11 protein-coding genes and 2 tRNA genes are annotated in these 16,365 nt (G+C 50.8%); 8 read left to right on the forward strand and 5 right to left on the reverse strand.

Translation table 11 applies throughout. The features are described 5' to 3' along the window. Positions 1 to 50 precede the first annotated feature (50 nt). Complete coding sequence (locus tag V8I28_RS07910) at positions 51 to 1,397, forward strand: glucose-6-phosphate isomerase (RefSeq protein WP_341779577.1); 1,347 nt, start codon at positions 51 to 53, stop codon at positions 1,395 to 1,397. 298 nt (positions 1,398 to 1,695) lie between these two features. Then, a complete protein-coding gene (locus V8I28_RS07915) occupies positions 1,696 to 4,716 on the forward strand; it encodes a YfhO family protein (protein ID WP_341779578.1) in 3,021 nt (1,006 codons plus the stop codon). Between the two features lie 421 nt (positions 4,717 to 5,137). On the opposite strand, the gene V8I28_RS07920 is transcribed toward V8I28_RS07915, so the two are convergent. Further along, positions 5,138 to 5,395, reverse strand: a complete 258-nt coding sequence (locus tag V8I28_RS07920) for a hypothetical protein (RefSeq protein WP_341779579.1) — start codon at positions 5,393 to 5,395, stop codon at positions 5,138 to 5,140. Positions 5,396 to 5,780: 385 nt separating this feature from the next. After that, positions 5,781 to 5,854, reverse strand: a tRNA-Glu gene (locus tag V8I28_RS07925). A 179-nt stretch (positions 5,855 to 6,033) separates the two neighbouring features. Between V8I28_RS07925 and V8I28_RS07930 the strand changes: the two genes are divergently transcribed. Continuing rightward, positions 6,034 to 6,106 (forward strand) — tRNA-Gln (locus tag V8I28_RS07930). Positions 6,107 to 6,431: 325 nt separating this feature from the next. Here the strand turns inward: V8I28_RS07930 and V8I28_RS07935 are convergent. Together V8I28_RS07935 and V8I28_RS07940 are read right to left on the reverse strand one after the other, a co-directional pair. Continuing rightward, a complete protein-coding gene (locus V8I28_RS07935; protein ID WP_341779580.1) occupies positions 6,432 to 8,240 on the reverse strand; it encodes a SpaA isopeptide-forming pilin-related protein in 1,809 nt (602 codons plus the stop codon). Between the two features lie 350 nt (positions 8,241 to 8,590). Further along, positions 8,591 to 9,268 (reverse strand): EAL domain-containing protein, encoded by a 678-nt coding sequence (locus V8I28_RS07940; protein ID WP_341779581.1) that lies wholly within the window; start codon positions 9,266 to 9,268, stop codon positions 8,591 to 8,593. A 275-nt stretch (positions 9,269 to 9,543) separates the two neighbouring features. Between V8I28_RS07940 and V8I28_RS07945 the strand changes: the two genes are divergently transcribed. After that, the gene (locus V8I28_RS07945) at positions 9,544 to 10,668 is read left to right on the forward strand and encodes a GGDEF domain-containing protein (RefSeq protein WP_341779582.1); all 1,125 of its coding nucleotides are present in this window, start codon (positions 9,544 to 9,546) and stop codon (positions 10,666 to 10,668) included. 103 nt (positions 10,669 to 10,771) lie between these two features. Next, on the forward strand, positions 10,772 to 10,978 hold the full coding sequence (locus V8I28_RS07950; protein WP_341779583.1) for a hypothetical protein: 207 nt from the start codon (positions 10,772 to 10,774) through the stop codon (positions 10,976 to 10,978). An 84-nt stretch (positions 10,979 to 11,062) separates the two neighbouring features. Here V8I28_RS07950 and V8I28_RS07955 read toward each other — a convergent pair whose 3' ends face one another. Beyond that, complete coding sequence (locus V8I28_RS07955) at positions 11,063 to 11,392, reverse strand: hypothetical protein (protein WP_341779584.1); 330 nt, start codon at positions 11,390 to 11,392, stop codon at positions 11,063 to 11,065. 171 nt (positions 11,393 to 11,563) lie between these two features. Between V8I28_RS07955 and V8I28_RS07960 the strand changes: the two genes are divergently transcribed. The 3 genes from V8I28_RS07960 to V8I28_RS07970 all read left to right on the forward strand — a co-directional run bounded on the left by V8I28_RS07960 (position 11,564) and on the right by V8I28_RS07970 (position 16,332). Then, a complete protein-coding gene (locus V8I28_RS07960) occupies positions 11,564 to 13,297 on the forward strand; it encodes an ABC transporter ATP-binding protein (protein ID WP_341779585.1) in 1,734 nt (577 codons plus the stop codon). Then, positions 13,290 to 15,131, forward strand: coding sequence for an ABC transporter ATP-binding protein (locus V8I28_RS07965; RefSeq protein ID WP_341779586.1), 1,842 nt, complete (start codon positions 13,290 to 13,292; stop codon positions 15,129 to 15,131). The genes V8I28_RS07960 and V8I28_RS07965 overlap by 8 nt, the downstream gene beginning before the upstream one ends. Before the next feature lie 190 nt (positions 15,132 to 15,321). Further along, the gene (locus V8I28_RS07970) at positions 15,322 to 16,332 is read left to right on the forward strand and encodes a serine hydrolase domain-containing protein (RefSeq protein WP_341779587.1); all 1,011 of its coding nucleotides are present in this window, start codon (positions 15,322 to 15,324) and stop codon (positions 16,330 to 16,332) included. Positions 16,333 to 16,365: the final 33 nt, after the last annotated feature.

Below are 16,365 nucleotides of genomic sequence, written 5' to 3' on the forward strand. Positions count from 1 at the left end.
TTGCGTTATAATGGACTAGTCAATAACAATAAAAGTGAGGTTTTCTGAATATGGCACATATCGCCTTTGATCTTTCGAAACTTGAACCATTTGTTCATGACAACGAATTAGGAGAAATGCAAGCAATGGTGACGGCGGCTGATACCGAGTTACGCCAAGGAACTGGTGCGGGGAGTGATTTCCGTGACTGGTTAACGTTACCTAAGGACTATGACAAGGAAGAATTTGCCCGGATTAAGGCAGCGGCGAAGAAGATTCAATCCGACTCCGCTGTGTTAGTGGTTATCGGTATCGGGGGTTCCTACCTGGGTGCTAAGATGGCCGTTGATTTCTTGAATGATACGTTCTTCAACTACTTGCCAGCCGACAAGCGTAACGCACCACAGGTCTTCTTTGCCGGCAACTCCGTGAGTGCCGATTACGTTCATGACTTAATCAACTTGATTGGCGACCGGGACTTCTCCGTGAACGTCATTTCGAAGTCTGGGACGACCACGGAACCGTCAATTGCCTTCCGGATCTTCAAGGACATGTTAATCAAGAAGTACGGTGAAGCGGGGGCCAAGGAACGGATTTACGCCACGACCGATAAGAAGCGTGGTGCTCTGAAGACCGAAGCCAATGCGGCTGGTTACGAATCCTTCGTCATTCCAGATGGCGTTGGTGGTCGTTACTCCGTCTTAAGTGCCGTTGGTTTACTACCAATCGCGGCTTCCGGTGCCAACATCGACGAGTTAATGCAAGGGGCTGCGGACGCCCAAGACGCCTACACCAACCCTGACTTAACCAAGAACGAAGCTTACCAATACGCCGCCTTACGGAACATCCTGTACCGCAAGGGCTACACGACCGAGTTGCTGGAAAACTACGAACCACGCCTGCAATACTTAGCAGAATGGTGGAAGCAGTTGACCGGTGAATCCGAAGGTAAGGATCAAAAGGGGATTTACCCATCTTCCGCTAACTTCAGTACCGACCTGCACTCCTTGGGTCAATACATTCAAGAAGGACAACGGAACCTGATGGAAACGGTCGTCATGATCGACAAGCCACGGACCGATGTGGACGTGCCAACCGCCGAAGACGACTTGGATGGCTTAGGCTACCTGCAAGGTAAGAACATGGGCTTTGTTAACCAAAAGGCCTTTGAAGGGGTGGTCTTAGCCCACACCGATGGTGGCGTGCCTAACATGAGTGTCCACATTCCGGATACCACGCCATATACCTTGGGTTACCTCATCTACTTCTTTGAAGTGGCCATTGGAATTTCTGGTTACCTGAACGGGATTAACCCATTCAACCAACCGGGTGTTGAAGCTTACAAGACCAACATGTTTGCTTTATTAGGTAAGCCTGGCTTTGAAAAGTTAGGTAAGGAACTAAACGCTCGTCTTTAATCAATACGAATTTGAAGTCGTCAGTTCGCTGTGAACTGGCGGCTTTTTTTGCGGATCGGGGTGCTAAAAGCTGGTTGTACCGGGAAATCGTGATGGAAAGCAGGTTAATAATAAACTAATTAAATACTAAAACGGGTGTTAGTAGAAATATTACAGGAAGTGAAGATTTTGTTACAGATTGGGCTAACCCCTTGAGATGTCAGAATGGCCCCCGTATAGTTGTAAGAGGGAATGTTAGGAATTAGTAACAAGATTCAATCGGAGCAACAGGGACTTTAAATTAGGGGAGAGAATTTTAGTGAAGGTTTCAAAAAAGAACTATTGGTTGTATACGCTAATTTTTATGGGATTAGTTGCCTGTCTTTATGGCATTTTTCTTCTGACGGTCAAGTCGTTCATCTGGGAAGGGGACGGCTTAGCGCAGCATTATCCCGTTTTAGAAAAGTTTTATACTTGGTTACATTCGGGAAGTTTATCAGGGTGGTCTTGGAATCTCGGCCTAGGCGCGGATAAGATGACGACCTTCTCTTACTATGTCCTGGGGGACCCCTTCAGTTATCTGATCTGGTTCTTTCCTAAGCACAGTATTGAGATGGGGTATAACCTCTTAATCCTATTGCGGCTCTACGTGAGTGGTTTGGCCTTCATGCTGTTTGCCCGGCAACGACACTTTAAGCCCGGGAGTCAGATGCTGGGGACGTTAACCTACACGTTTACGGGGTACTCTCTGTACGTCAGCATTCGGCACCCGTTCTTCCTATTACCGATGATTCTATTTCCATTGTTGGCCTACGGAATTGACCATGTTTACCGGGGGAAAACGTGGGTACCACTGGCCGTCTTTACCGGTCTGGCACTCATCAGTAACTTTTACTTTGCCTACATCCTGGCCATCGGGAGCCTGGTGTACGCCATTTTGCGGTACTTCAATGTACGCGAAACGATTGCGCAAAAAGGGTGGCCCTTAATCATTAAGCTTGTGGGGGCTGGCTTGGCCGGTTTCTTACTGGCGGGGATTATCTTCATTCCGTCCCTGATTGGGGTTTTGACCTCCACGCGGGCGACCGGCAACTTTGCCAACGGGTACTTTATTTATCCGTTTAGCTACTACTTGCGGCTCCCTAATGCGTTGGTGACTACCGGGAACGCCATGCGTTTCTGGGCCAATCTCGGGCTGGCCGGGCTGACCTTCCTGAGCCTCATGTACGTCGTGCGGCATGCGCGGCGCTACCTGTGGTTTGACATTGGCCTGTTGATTCTGGTCATCGGGTCCTTGCTGCCAGAAGTAGCCGCCGTGATGAACGGGGGGACGACGCCGTCACAGCGGTGGCTTCTCCTGGGTTGCCTGGCCTTTAGTCTGGCCGTGATGTACTTCATCGATGCCTTGCCGCGGATTGACCGTAGCGACCTGTCCGCCATGATTGTGGGGACGCTCTTCTTACTGGTCTTGGTCTGGGCGGCTAACGGCTTTATTTTTAGTAATCATACGCATGATCTGGTCGTCTATGGCTTATTGCTGTTGACGCTGGGGGCCATCGTGGTTGGCCACTTCTATCAGTGGTCCCGCCACCGGGTGATTTGGACGCTTCTGGGCCTGCTGTGCTTAAATATCGTGGCCAACGGTTATGGGTACTTTAGTCCGAACTCCGGCGGTGCCAGCAACCAACTGCTGACGCGTGGTGTGGCTAGCAAGTTCCAGAAGAACTTTTATGACGGGGCCGAGAAATACGTCAAGCAGCAGCCGGGCTTCAATCGCAGTACCATTAGCAAATACTATTACTACAGTAATGAAGCGAAGACCAACATGGGGATGAACCTCGGGGCCCATGACATTATGTCTTATTTCTCTATTCAAGATGGTTCGGTTGGGGATTTCAGTGAAGAATTGGCCAATTCCCAGTTCAAGATGAATAAGCCAATCAACCAGGCGGATAATCGAACAACCATGAGTAATTTGCTGGGGACGAAGTACATCTTTGCCCGCAGTAATCAGTTGAAGACGCAGAGCTTCCCATATGGTTATACGCCGGTCAAGAAGAAGGGGTCGGTACTGTTGTACAAGGACCAACCCGTCCATGATCTGGGGAATAACTACGATACAGCGATCTTAAAATCTAAGTATGCACTGCCGCTGGCTTACTTGCAGACGTCGCAGTTGAGCCAGAAACAATTTAAACAATTAAACGGTAGCGACAAGGAACAAGCCCTGACGTACGGGGCGTTGGTAGACCATCCAGCCAAGGGGGTTCCGACGACGACCTACCACAGTCAGAGCCGTACCCTGAAGTATCAAACGCGAACGGACAACAGTACTGTTCTGGACAGTCTGAAGCAGGTCATGAAGTTCCGGCAACAAGGTAATCAGATGGATCCGGACAAGGTTACAACGACCAAGACCTCGTTGATGAAGACCAATCAAGACCGGTCCGTGAATATCACGAATGACAAGGCCCGCCTGCAGCGTCTGACTGGGCAAAACCGGGCAGCGCTACAGCAGAATAACCGGGCTAACCGGCAAACGTTGCACAAGTTGATTAGTGACAATCAGAATCACCCCGTGACGTATCAGTTACATCTCAAACAGCCTCAACAGGCCAAGGGAACCGAATTGTATCTGGAACTGGACGGCATTCAGGCCGAGCGATTCTCCGTGGCGGATAAGTATCAAGCGGCGAAGAATACGAAGGCCTTTAGCAACCAGGCGTTCACCGGAATCGCGCGGATGAACCAACTCCGTTCGGCAATCTGGAATCAAAGTGATGGGGCTTACTCGGTCACGGCAACGACTGCCGATAATGTCACGAGCTTCAATCAACTGGGTCAGTCTAACCTGTCGGACTATCAGGAGAAGCACCATGTGTTACTGAATCTGGGCTATTCGGACAAGAACCGGCAAAATATCAAGCTGACCTTCAAGGGCGTCAAGAGTCTGTCCTTTAAGTCGGCGAAGATTGTGGCGGTACCATTTGGTCGTCAGTATGGGCAACGCATGACGAAACTGCAAAAGCAAGGCTTACAGCATTTGACGGTGAAGGATAACCGGGTGACCGGAACTTCCCGTTCAAACCAGGCCAGCGTCTTGACGACCTCGATTCCATACAATACGGGATGGCACTTGACGGTGGATGGCAAGGAACAACCGATTACTAAGGTCAACGTGGGCTTTGTGGGCGCACGGCTGGCGGCCGGGAACCACCGGATTACGTTAACTTATCGCACGCCGGGGCAACGTCTCGGCATGGTGATGACGTTGTTGGGTGCGGTCATACTGTTGATCGTGGGTGGCTACCACTATTGGTGGCAACGCCGGCGTCGGTAATTTAAGGATTAAAAAGGCATCTCTCGAATCTTCGGGGGATGCAAACCGAGAGAGGGACGTCGTGTGAAAGCGGGGTGCCTTTTTTAGTTTAGTTGTAGTTAAAGAAATCCCAAATGAGCGTGGCGGCCAAAATGAGCAGAAAGCTGAGCTCGGCAAGAAAGTAGTGGTGGGGTGGAGTCTGACGCCGCCCCATCATTAGCGTAGGTCTCCGTAAACCCATAAAGTTTCGTGACCGCGAAACAAACGTGGTGTGGATTTAGCCATTTTAAGAGAAGCCTCCCTGAAAGAATTAACGGTACAGACCAATTCTAAGGGATGAACTGGTAATTGACAAGAAGTTTATCTATTTAATTATTTATAATGTATAATTGAATTTATTTTTACCGGGTGCTGGCCATCTCGGGCAACGGCGTCAGAGGCTTTAGGAGGCCGTTTGCACGGAACTGGCAATAACGGTGAACTTCTCAATTACAAACTGATGGCGGGCGTTGTAGTGGCCGTAAACGGCGACCTGTGAGCCGGTTGAGGCTTGGGCTAGGAAGTTAAGCGCGTGCTGATGAATGAGACCGTTGATGGTAGTTCCATCGGTGGCGTTTATTTTGGCGTAGAGTAGCAGCGGTTCTAGGCTTAGGACTTTAGGGGCGGCTGTGAGCTTGCCGTTGATTGCGAGTTTTGTCATGATTAATCACCTCACTAGCATTATACGAACAAACGTTCGATTAAGCAACTTTTTAAACTCGTCAATTTTTGGCAATGGTCTGGGTGGGACGCTCAAACCTTATGCTGGCGACTAAAAATTCCCTAAGCGGTTATTTGGCAACGCTTGGGGAATTTTTATTTAGAGAGTCATGTCAGATTGTTGGTTGGTCTGATGCGCTAACAATGAAGCAATTCCCACGGTGATGGTGGCAGAAAGAATGGTGATTTTTCGCAGATGATAGGGACACCCCCGATTGCGAAGACGGCTGGTATTTTCTGTGATTTTGACCAAAAAAAAAACACCCAATAAATGCCGTGATATCAGCATCTATTGGGTGTTTCGTACATCGGTAATTCTCTAATTATCACCCGCACGGGGCTCGAACCCGTAACTCCGCCTTGAGAGGGCGACGTCTTAAACCAGTTTGACCAGCGGGCAATGTCATTAACTAGGCAATTACTAATGTACGCTATTTGCTGAAAATTGTCAATTGCTGTTTGCATAAAATTACAAAAAATGGGAATTCATACAGTTTAGCGAACTTTTTTGGGAAAATGAGTTGACACTAATATCCAAACAAGTTACTATTAAATAGTTGTTTCGACAACGAGCCTTATTGGGTATTCGCCAAATTGGTAAGGCAGCGGACTCTGAATCCGTAATTTACTGGTTCGAGCCCAGTATACCCAATCCTAGATTTTCGGTAGTCGTCATAAAAGCTATCAAAGCTTGATATGACGGCTTTTTCTTTACCTTCAACTTTTCGCGAGTGACCCCGAATCGGAGCTAAACCGGAGCCAGAACCGGAGCCAATGACAGCCAGTTTGACAGCCAATTGGGCATTCAATTAAGACATTCAATTAGACATTCAATTAGACATTCAGATAATGACTAGCGGCTAAATGGGCTAAAAAGCCATTTCTGAATTACAGCGACCAGCCGCTTATCTCCCGTTTGCAGGCCAGAAAAAAAACGATCCCGCCATCAGGCAAGATCGTTTTTTTCGGTTCAGTCGTTAAAACCAACCACCGCGGCGTTCACGATACCAGAATCCTAGGCTGGCAATCAGCAGAATAATACCGGCAAGGGTCAACAGATGACTGATGAGCTTGTGTTCGCCGGTTTGGGGGAGTGTGCTGCCAGTGTTATGATTCTGACTGGCCGTAGCCGGCCGACTGGTGTTTGCGCTAGGCTGACCGCTAACGGCCGCGTTACTCGTGCCGTTAGTGGCAGGCGTGGCGTCCTGAGCACCGGTTGCTGGTTCGGTAGCGCCGTTGCCAGCGTTATCGGCCGGATAATTGCCGGCAGGCGTGCCGGAACCTGGCTGACTGACCGTTGGCTGGTTAGGCTTAGTAGGCTTCGGTGGCTTAACGGCCGGTGTCGTGGTAGTCGGGTGCTCCGGATTTACCGGCGTTTCTGGCGTTGCGGGGTGCGTTGGTGTCGTGGTGCCCGGATGTTCGGGACTTTCCGGATGTTCCGGATTTACCGGCTGCTCTGGATTTTCTGGATGTTCCGGATTCTCCGGATTGACGGGTGTGGTCGTGCCCGGATTCTCAGGCTCGGTCGGCGTCGTTGGTGGCGTGGTCGTCCCTGGATTTTCGGGTTCGGTCGGTGGTGTTGTGCTGCCACCAAGGGCCGTATCCTTAGCGGCAACCGTGACCATGTTGGTGGAATCGGCCGTAATTTCAAATGGAATTGGTGTCTTATCCAACGCATAGCCCTCGGGCGCCTTCGTTTCAACGAATTGATAGTGTCCAGCGGCTAAACCGTCGCAGGTCACGATCCCCTCGGCATCGGTAATCAGATCGCTCTTAATCACCGCACCCGTGGCATCTTGTAACTCGTACACGGCGCCAGCTAAGGCTTTGCCAGTCGCTGCATCGGTCTTGGTCAGCATGACCTTACCGAATTCTTGGTCGGCGGGGCCACCGTTACCGCTACCGTTGCCGCCCCAGGCAATGCTGGACCCCACGTTTTGACCGTTCAAGCTGGCGTTGTTCTTCCACAGGCCGCTGGTGCCATTAACGTCGGGCTTCGTGTGGTAGGTCATGTTAACGGCAGTCGTGACGTCATCAAAGGTAAAGATAATGGTATTCCCAGCGGTGTCGACAGTGGGCGTTAACTGACCGCCATCGCCGACAAAGCTACCGCTGTCATCGTATTTCCCAGTATAGGCGTGAACGCTTCCCGGAATGTAGGTCTGGCCGGGGCCGAGGTTATCGGTGACGACCGTTTCGCCTAGATGCGTGCTGTTCGGGTTAAAAGCAATGTTCCACGTTAACTGCGACGGGGAACCGTCCGGATTGTGACCGGAAATCCAGCCAATCTTGTTAATTCCCCAATCGAGGCCGACGTTTTCGTTCTCCTGCGTTCCTTTGACGTAGAATTGAAGATGGCCGCCCCGGTTTGTGGCGGTACTCGACAGAACGTCGTTAAACGTAATGGTTCCGGTCGAGGCACCTTCCGCAATCGAGAAAGTCCCAATTTTCTGGCCGTTATCATCATAGAGTGGGAAGCTTAGGTCCTTACGCCCCACCGCATTTGGTGGCAGGGTGACCGTCGCCGTATCCCCACTTTGGATGGATTCGCCATCTGGAAGTCCCCATTGGTAGAAGACTTCGTAGTTGTCCCACTTGCTCAGGTCGCTGCCGTTAGGAATGTTTTGGCCGCTGGAGTCTGTGATCACGGCATTATTTTCGCCTAATCCGGAAATTTCAATAGCCCTAGCGTGAGCAGTGATTTCGCTAGCACCAATGCCGCCGATCAAACAAATTATCACGGCTATCAGGATTCCTAGCACAACGTGGACGCGTTTTCTTTGCATCGTAATCCTCCTCCAATCGTTCAAGATGAGTCGGTCACTGAATCACCAGTCCGCCGGCTAACTTGAGAAAAATCTATTTTAAGACCTCTCATTCACTGCTCTAGCTTTACTATACTGGCAATTTTGGGGGAGGGGCGTTTGGAGAGAGCAAAAGACTAGCGTTGAAAAAGTAAAGCCGTTAACCGCAAAGAAAAGGGCTTTTTCCGTTGATTTAACTAAAAAAAGCGCGCCACTGGACTAGCGCCACAGTCATTTAACGGTTAAGCCGGTCACCGGGTAAGGCGTTCACTGGGGCGCCGAATTTAGCGCAAAAGAAAAAAGTCACCCCGCAGAATGACTTTGCCCAATGCTCAAAATTTATCGCCGTCTAATTTGAATAGATGTGGCTTGCCGTAGAACCAGCCTTGCCGCAGGTCGATCTCTAAGTCGTCGGCCATGTCGCTTTCTTCTTGGTTTTCGACGCCCTCTAAGATGAGCCGGAGCTTGTATTGGTCCGCAATACCCTTCCAGAACTTCAGGTTTTCGGGGATCTCGGCTTCTCGACCTTCCTGCCGAAAGTTTTGCATGGCAAATTTAATCTCGCTGGCGTATCTCAGAATTGGCTTGAGGTGGTCGTATGTATTCAGGCCGGTTCCGATATCGTCGAGGCTCAATTGAATCCCGTGTTCATCGAAGAAGTGGACCTGATCGATAATCTGCTGGTTTGTGACGTGTTCGTCCGTGACTTCCTCCGTGACCTCTAGCACGAGGTTGACCGGGTAAATCTGCTTCTGCGCGTTGAGAATGGCCTGCGCAATGGTGCAATCAATGAATTGTCCCTGGTTAACATTAAAGGATACCGACCCAATCTTGAGCATCAATTTTTTGGCCGTCCGCGCGATTAAATCCGCCTGGACGTCGATGGGAATGGATTCGAAGTTGTGGGGAAGAATCCACTTATCGTCGACGTGTTGGCGAATCAACAGTTCATAACCAATCAGCGAATTGTTAAGCGCATCCAATTGTGGCTGCAAAAAGTAACGATACATAAGCGTTCAGAGCCTCCTTCAATAAATTGTCTGTAACTATCATACTTTATTTTAGGCAATTAAAATAGGGGTTTCAAGAAAAGTTGGTAATCGCCCAAAAATTAATGTAACAAGTTAACCAATTAGAGTAATAAAGTGCTATAGTATTATCGTCAGGTTTGGATTATAGTTATAACAATGGATTAGTTATGCTGGCAATTTGATTTGGCAAAACTAAAAAAATGTCTTAAGCTTCCCATCGTGGGAAAACTACTGAAAACAAGGAGATTGATCAGATGACTTGGTCAGTTTGGTTGGTACCACCGATGCTTACCAGTATCTTTTTCGTGTTAGGCGTGATTACCCTTTATTGGTCAATCTTTAACTGGGCGACCTCTAAGGCGGAATCGCAGAATAAACCGGTGAATGTTAAAAGGGTTCAAACCATTGTCGGTTTAGTTTGTGCCGTGACTTCTGTGTTTGCCTTACAATTAATCGTGCGCGATAGTCATTTATCGTGGACGTTCACGAATTTTCAATTATTGTTGTTGATTTTTGTGGCGTATTTCTTACAGGTGCGGATTCCCTATTGGGCCGTCTTCGTGGCCGGGATTGCCTTCATGTTGCTAAACGGCAACGTTGATCAACCGTTATCCTGGGGCTACACGTTCCTATTCGTGATCTTTTATGAAGTGTCCTATGTCCAGAGCACCCATCTCTGGCGGGCACCGTTCACTCGGTACGCTATCGTGGCGATGGCCTTCGCGCTACCGCTCTGGTACATCGTCAAGTTACGTTTCCAGTTGCCATGGTCGACGTACCTAGATGAAATGATTAACTATCTCATTCTTGTGGTTCTGATGTACGGTTACTTTAAGATTCAGGACAAGGACCGGCGCATCAAGGATCGGCTCTTCCAGTCGGCTAACTGGGACGCGCTGACTAAGGTCCAGAACTTCGCGGCCTACGACCGGGCCATTGGCTACGAATTTCGGCAGAGCGCGGCACACGACCGGGACCTGTCGATGGTGATGTTTGACATCGACCATTTCAAACACGTCAACGATACGTATGGTCATTTGGCCGGTGACGAGGTGCTCAAGCAGGTGGCTAAGACGGTCACCAATACGCTCAAGGCCAGTGATTCCAAGATTGTTCTGTACCGAACCGGGGGCGAGGAGTTCAACATCATCTTCCCGAACTATACGGTCGATGAGACGGAAAAGATTGCCCAGAAGGTGTTTGACGCCGTGAAGGACCTAACGATCGCGTACAACGATGTGGCAATCAAGGTCACGATTTCCGTGGGTGTCTCGGCGCTGAGTCTCAAGGACAGCAACCCGCTGGACTTCTACAAGCGGGTGGACGCCAACCTTTACCGTTCCAAACAGAATGGGCGGCAACAGATTACGGTTGGGTAAGTTTTCATTAAGCCCCGGCTTAAATTCGTGAAAATGGGACGGTTATCGTGTAAACTAGTCTTCTAGTCATGGGAGTGATCCCTGACGGATTGGAGCGATCACCGTGATTGTATTAATTTTACTGTTATTGTTACTGTTTCCATTGTTACGCTTGACTTTCGGCTTGGCAGGCTGGTTGTTGGGAATTGTGGGGACGGTCATTATCGGGGCCATCGTTCTCGTTGCGTTTGCGGCGCTGTTCCGGTTCTTTATCGTGGCGGTGCTCGTCATTGGCGGCGGACTGTGGGCCTCACACGCCTTATTTAATTAGGGCCGTGGTCAACGATTGACTGCGCTTAGAAATTTTTATAAAGCAAAAAGCTTCGGCAGATGCCGGAGCTTTTTTAACGGTACGTTATTCAAATGACATTTCTACAAGGTAGGTGTGTTCATTGGTGACATAACCGGTGGTAATCCATACTTCTTGGTAATCCAGCTTGGAACTATTGGTTCGTGCGAAGAAATCCTCCAGCAGGTCGCCATTTTTAGCTAAGAAATCATCACCCATGCGGTTGACCAGTAAGTTGTTGGCCGGGAAGTAAATGTCGGCATTAGCCACGGGAACCGTGTCGGGAACGCCCACGGTCACAACGTTACTGTTGGGCTGGGGGATGAATTTGACTTTATCTTGGTGCCGGTGAATATAGGATAGTACGTTATAGATTGAATCAGAGTTGCTCGCCACAGTTGTCTTGCTCCCTTCGGTGTCTATATTGTAACAAATATTTTTGCGTTTACCAGTAGTTCGCGAAGAGATAATCCGTTATTGCAAACGAATTTCAGGCGAGTATAATTGCCACATATGTAGTTTATACAGTTTCCAGAGATAAAAGAGAAGAAAGAAGGCCAAAATTCAATGATGCGACTTGCCCGAAAACACTTGGACTGGTGGGCAGTAGTCCTTGCTGTGGGCTTTATGATCATTCAAGTTATTTGTGATCTTTCGTTGCCAACGTTAACCTCTGATATTATTGATAAAGGGATTGCACAAAACGACATTGGCTACATCTGGCAGACCGGTGGGAAAATGCTCCTGCTGAGTTTCATTGGGGTTCTGGGTTCCGCGGGTAACGTCTACTATGCGGCAACGCAGTCTCAACGGATGGGTCAACGTATCCGGACATCACTGTTCAAGAAGGTTACGTTCTCCTCAACCGAAGAATTTGAGACGGTGGGGAACGCGTCCCTGATTACCCGGACGACCAACGATGTGGTGCAGATTCAAAACGTCATGGTGCAGATGCTGCGGATGATGTTGATGGCGCCTATCATGCTGATTGGGGCCGGGGTCTTGGCCTACGTGAAGAGTCCGAAGCTAACGCTGGTCTTTCTGGTGGCCCTACCGGTATTGGCTATCTTTACCGGGACCATCATGTATTTTGCGGTGCCCTTATTTAAGAGCTTACAAAAGAAGATTGATCGGATTAACTTAACCTTCCGTGAAGGATTAACCGGGGTTCGGGTTATCCGGGCGTTCAACCAAGATAAGTTTGAACAAGACCGGTTCGAAGGCGCCAACCAAGACTATACCCAGACTGGGATTAAGGTCTTCATGATTGTTTCGCTGATGTTTCCCGTGATTACGTTAATTATTAGTGGCACCAACATCGGAATTGTTTGGTATGGTGGCCAGTTGATCGCCAGCCAATCCATGGCCGTGGGGAATCTGGTCGCGTTCATGACTTATGCCACCCAGATTCTGATTAGTTTCATGATGGTTTCCATGATTTTCGTCTTCGTTCCCCGGGCCCAGGCCTCTGCGGCACGGATCAACGAAGTCATGGACCTGAAGTCTAAGATTAACGATGCCGATCAACCCGTTAGCTTGGCCGATACGCAGGCCAGTTTGACGTTCGACCACGTTAATTTCCGTTACACCGGCGCCGAGGAATTGGCCTTAGCCAACGTGAACTTTAACGCCACGGCCGGTCAGACGGTGGCCATCATCGGGGGGACCGGTTCTGGGAAGTCCACGCTGGTCAACCTGATTCCGCGGTTATTTGACCCCGAGAGCGGCCAAATTCGCGTGAACGGGACGGCGCTGACGGCGGTCAGTCAACACGACTTGCATCAGGCCATCTCCATCACGCAACAGAAGGCCGTCCTCTTCTCCGGAACCATCAGGAGTAACATGGTTTACGGGATGCCGGACGCCACGGATAGTCAGATTTGGCACGCCCTAGACGTGGCACAAGCCAGCGACTTCGTTAAAGAAGAGGGTGGCTTGGACGCTGTGGTTGAACAAGACGGGGATAATTTCTCCGGCGGTCAACGACAGCGACTAGTCATCGCGCGGACCATTTTGAAGCGGGCGAGCGTCTACATCTTTGACGACTCCTTCTCTGCCTTGGACTTCAAGACCGATTCCTTACTGCGGCAAGAACTGCGAAAGGATGAGCAGGTTCAAAATGGGGTGACGGTTATCGTGGCACAACGGGTTTCTACTGTGGCCGATGCCGACCTCATCTTAGTCATTGATGGCGGGAAGATCGTGGGTCAAGGGACTCACGAGGAGCTGAAGGCCACCAACAAGACGTACCAAGAAATTCTGGACTCACAACTCCGAAAGGGGGATGTCGTCGATGCGTAATGGACGCGGATCCGTAACTAAACAGCGGCCACAAAGTTTCTGGGGCACGACGATTCGGCTCTTCCGTTACATGGGCCGTTGGATTCCAGGCATTGTGATTGTGTTAGTTTTTGCCGCAATTGCGGTTATTTTGCAGATTAAGACCCCTAAGATTTTGGGAAAAGCCACGACCGAGCTGTTTAAAGGGGTGCTCAAGGGCCAAGCCGAATTAAAGGCTGGTATTCCAATTCACAGCTTACCGGTTGATTTCGGTAAGATTGGCCAAATCCTACTGGTCGTGGGAATCATGTACGCCGCCGCGGCGGTCTTCAACGTGATTCAACAAGTGATTATGAACTGGATTGCCCAGAAGGTCGTTTACCAACTGCGGCGTGATCTCAAGCAAAAGATGCAGCACCTCCCGATTAGTTACTACGATACGCATAGTAACGGGGACTTGATGTCGCGGATGGCTAACGATATGGATAACATCGGTGGGACCTTGCAACAGACGCTGTCCCAACTGGTGACCAGTGTTCTGACGTTCTTCGGGGTGCTGTACATGATGCTCACGATTAGTGGGTGGCTAACCTTAGTCGCGTTGCTGTCGGTTCCGTTGAGCTTAGTCGTCGTCATGATTGTGGCGCCGAAATCACAACGGTTCTTCGCCAGTCAACAGAAGAACCTGGGGCTACTGAACGATACGGTTGAAGAGACCTACGCGGGCCACACCGTGGTGAAGACCTTTAACCAGGAACAGAACACGCAGGAACAGTTTGAAAAGCACAACGAAAAGTATTATCGTTCCGCTTGGAAAGCGCAGTTCGTGTCGAGTCTGATCTTCCCTCTGATGAACTTCGTGAAGAACTTGGACTACCTGGCCGTCGCCGTTATCGGTGGGATTCAGGTGGCCAACGGGCAGGTTAGCTTGGGGAACGTGCAGGCCTTCCTGCAATACACTAACCAATTCTCACAACCGATTACTCAGATGGCCAATTTGACCAACACCATTCAGGCGACGATTGCGTCCGCCGAACGGGTCTTTGCGGTCTTGGACGAAAAGGAAATGGACGAATCCGCCGATGCGGCGTTGCCAGCTAAGACGGCAGACGCGGGCAACGTGATTGAATTCGATAACGTGGCCTTCCAGTACGATCCTAAGACTCCACTGATTGAAGACTTTAATCTTAAGGTCAAGCCGGGTGAAATGGTCGCCATCGTGGGGCCAACCGGTGCCGGGAAGACAACCATCATTAACCTGTTGGAACGCTTCTACGACGTGGGTTCCGGTCAGATCAAGTACCGTGGTGAGAACACGACCAGCGTATCGCGGCCGGAATTGCGGAAGCACTTTGCCATGGTGCTTCAGGATACTTGGTTGTTCACCGGTTCCATCTTCGATAATATTAGGTATGGCCGGGAGAATGCGAGCGACGAAGAGGTCTACGCGGCAGCCAAGGCGGCTCACGCGGACACCTTCATTCGGCAACTTCCCGATGGCTACGACACCGTCTTGAACGAAGCGGCTTCGAATATTTCCCAAGGGCAACGGCAGCTGTTGACGATTGCGCGGGCCTTCGTGGCCGATCCGGACGTGCTCATCTTGGATGAGGCCACGAGTTCGGTCGACACGCGGACGGAAATGCTGATTCAACAAGCCATGGAACGCTTATTGGCGGGCCGGACGAGTTTCGTGGTGGCGCACCGGTTATCCACGATTCAAAACGCGGAAAACATTGTGGTCATGAATCACGGCCACATCGTTGAAACGGGGAATCACGATAGCTTATTGGCGGCCGATGGCTTCTACGCCGACCTGTATAACAGTCAATTTGCCGGGAATAACTTGGCTTAATTGCGATAATGAAAGGCTCTGGACTTGGTGTCCAGGGCCTTTTTAGCTACGGTGAACGGTCGCCTGGTCGTTTGCCAAGGGACGTACGCCGGTTAGGTGAGCGATCGCTATTTCTTAAATCTTGATAATCCAGTGGTCAGGGTCCCGGCGTTCGGGGTAGAATGGAACGGAGAGAAAGTAGGCGGTAGATATGACGTATCCACAAACCAAAGCGGCGTTACGCCGACTGATTCGCGATGGCATTGTCCCCGGGGTGAGCTATGCCTTTGTCGATCAAGACCGGGTTGAAACGGGGGAGCTGGGACGAGCGGCCCTGGTCCCCCAGCCCGAGATTTTACGGCCGGGCATGGTGTACGACGTGGCCTCGTTGACGAAGGTTGTGGGCACCCTGAGTGTGACCCTGCAACTCCTGGCACAGGGGCGCTTGCGACTAAGTGATTCGCTGAGCGACTGGTTGCCGGAATGGGCGGATCGGCGGGTGACCATTCGGCATCTGTTAACGCATACGTCCGGTATCACCGGCTACATCCCCAACCGAAATCAGCTGAACGCCCAGGACTTATCGGCGGCGCTGCTCAAGCTACACGTGGGACCGACGTTTAATCGAAAAATGATCTACGCCGATGTCAACTACATCTTCATGGGATGGATTGTTGAGCGGATTCTGGGCGAGCCCATCCAGACCGCCATCCAGAAGCGGGTGTTGACGCCGCTGGGTATGATCCACAGCACCTTTACGCCGCAACAGCCAATGGCTTGCGTCCCCACGGCTGTGACCCGGGAGCGGGGGCTGATTCGCGGGGCGGTGCACGATCCCAAGGGATTCGTCTTACAACGGCGCTGTGGGTCGGCCGGCCTCTTCAGCACGGCCCGCGACCTAGCCACGTTCTGTCAGGCCTATCTGTATCCGGAAAAGGCAGCGGGGGTCCTCCCGCCAACCTGGGTAAGGAACCTGACGGCCGATTGGACCCCCAACGGCCGGGCCAACCGGTCGTTGGGCTGGGCGCTGACCGCCTCGCAGTGGCCGACCAGTCACCGGGTCATCTGGCATTCCGGCTTCACGGGAACCTATCTGGTGATCGACCAGGTTGCCCGCCAGGCGATGGTGTTCCTGACGAATCGGGTCCACCCGGTCGCACCGAACCTGCCGTATCTGGACCAGCGCAACGCCGTGATCGGCACGTACTTGGCTGAGAAATAGGGACTAGCGTGGACTGGTCGCCTTACCGTTCGC

The organism is Levilactobacillus sp. HBUAS70063 (genome assembly GCF_038374745.1).
GTDB lineage: Bacteria > Bacillota > Bacilli > Lactobacillales > Lactobacillaceae > Levilactobacillus.

What these genes read in the sequence shown, in the direction of transcription:
- V8I28_RS07970 (WP_341779587.1), top strand. Translation starts at nt 15,322, where the DNA reads ATGACGTATCCACAAACCAAAGCGGCGTTACGCCGACTGATTCGCGAT.
- V8I28_RS07910 (WP_341779577.1), top strand. Translation starts at nt 51, where the DNA reads ATGGCACATATCGCCTTTGATCTTTCGAAACTTGAACCATTTGTTCAT.
- V8I28_RS07945 (WP_341779582.1), top strand. Translation starts at nt 9,544, where the DNA reads ATGACTTGGTCAGTTTGGTTGGTACCACCGATGCTTACCAGTATCTTT.
- V8I28_RS07960 (WP_341779585.1), top strand. Translation starts at nt 11,564, where the DNA reads ATGATGCGACTTGCCCGAAAACACTTGGACTGGTGGGCAGTAGTCCTT.
- V8I28_RS07965 (WP_341779586.1), top strand. Translation starts at nt 13,290, where the DNA reads ATGCGTAATGGACGCGGATCCGTAACTAAACAGCGGCCACAAAGTTTC.
- V8I28_RS07920 (WP_341779579.1), bottom strand. Translation starts at nt 5,395, where the DNA reads ATGACAAAACTCGCAATCAACGGCAAGCTCACAGCCGCCCCTAAAGTC.
- V8I28_RS07935 (WP_341779580.1), bottom strand. Translation starts at nt 8,240, where the DNA reads ATGCAAAGAAAACGCGTCCACGTTGTGCTAGGAATCCTGATAGCCGTG.
- V8I28_RS07940 (WP_341779581.1), bottom strand. Translation starts at nt 9,268, where the DNA reads ATGTATCGTTACTTTTTGCAGCCACAATTGGATGCGCTTAACAATTCG.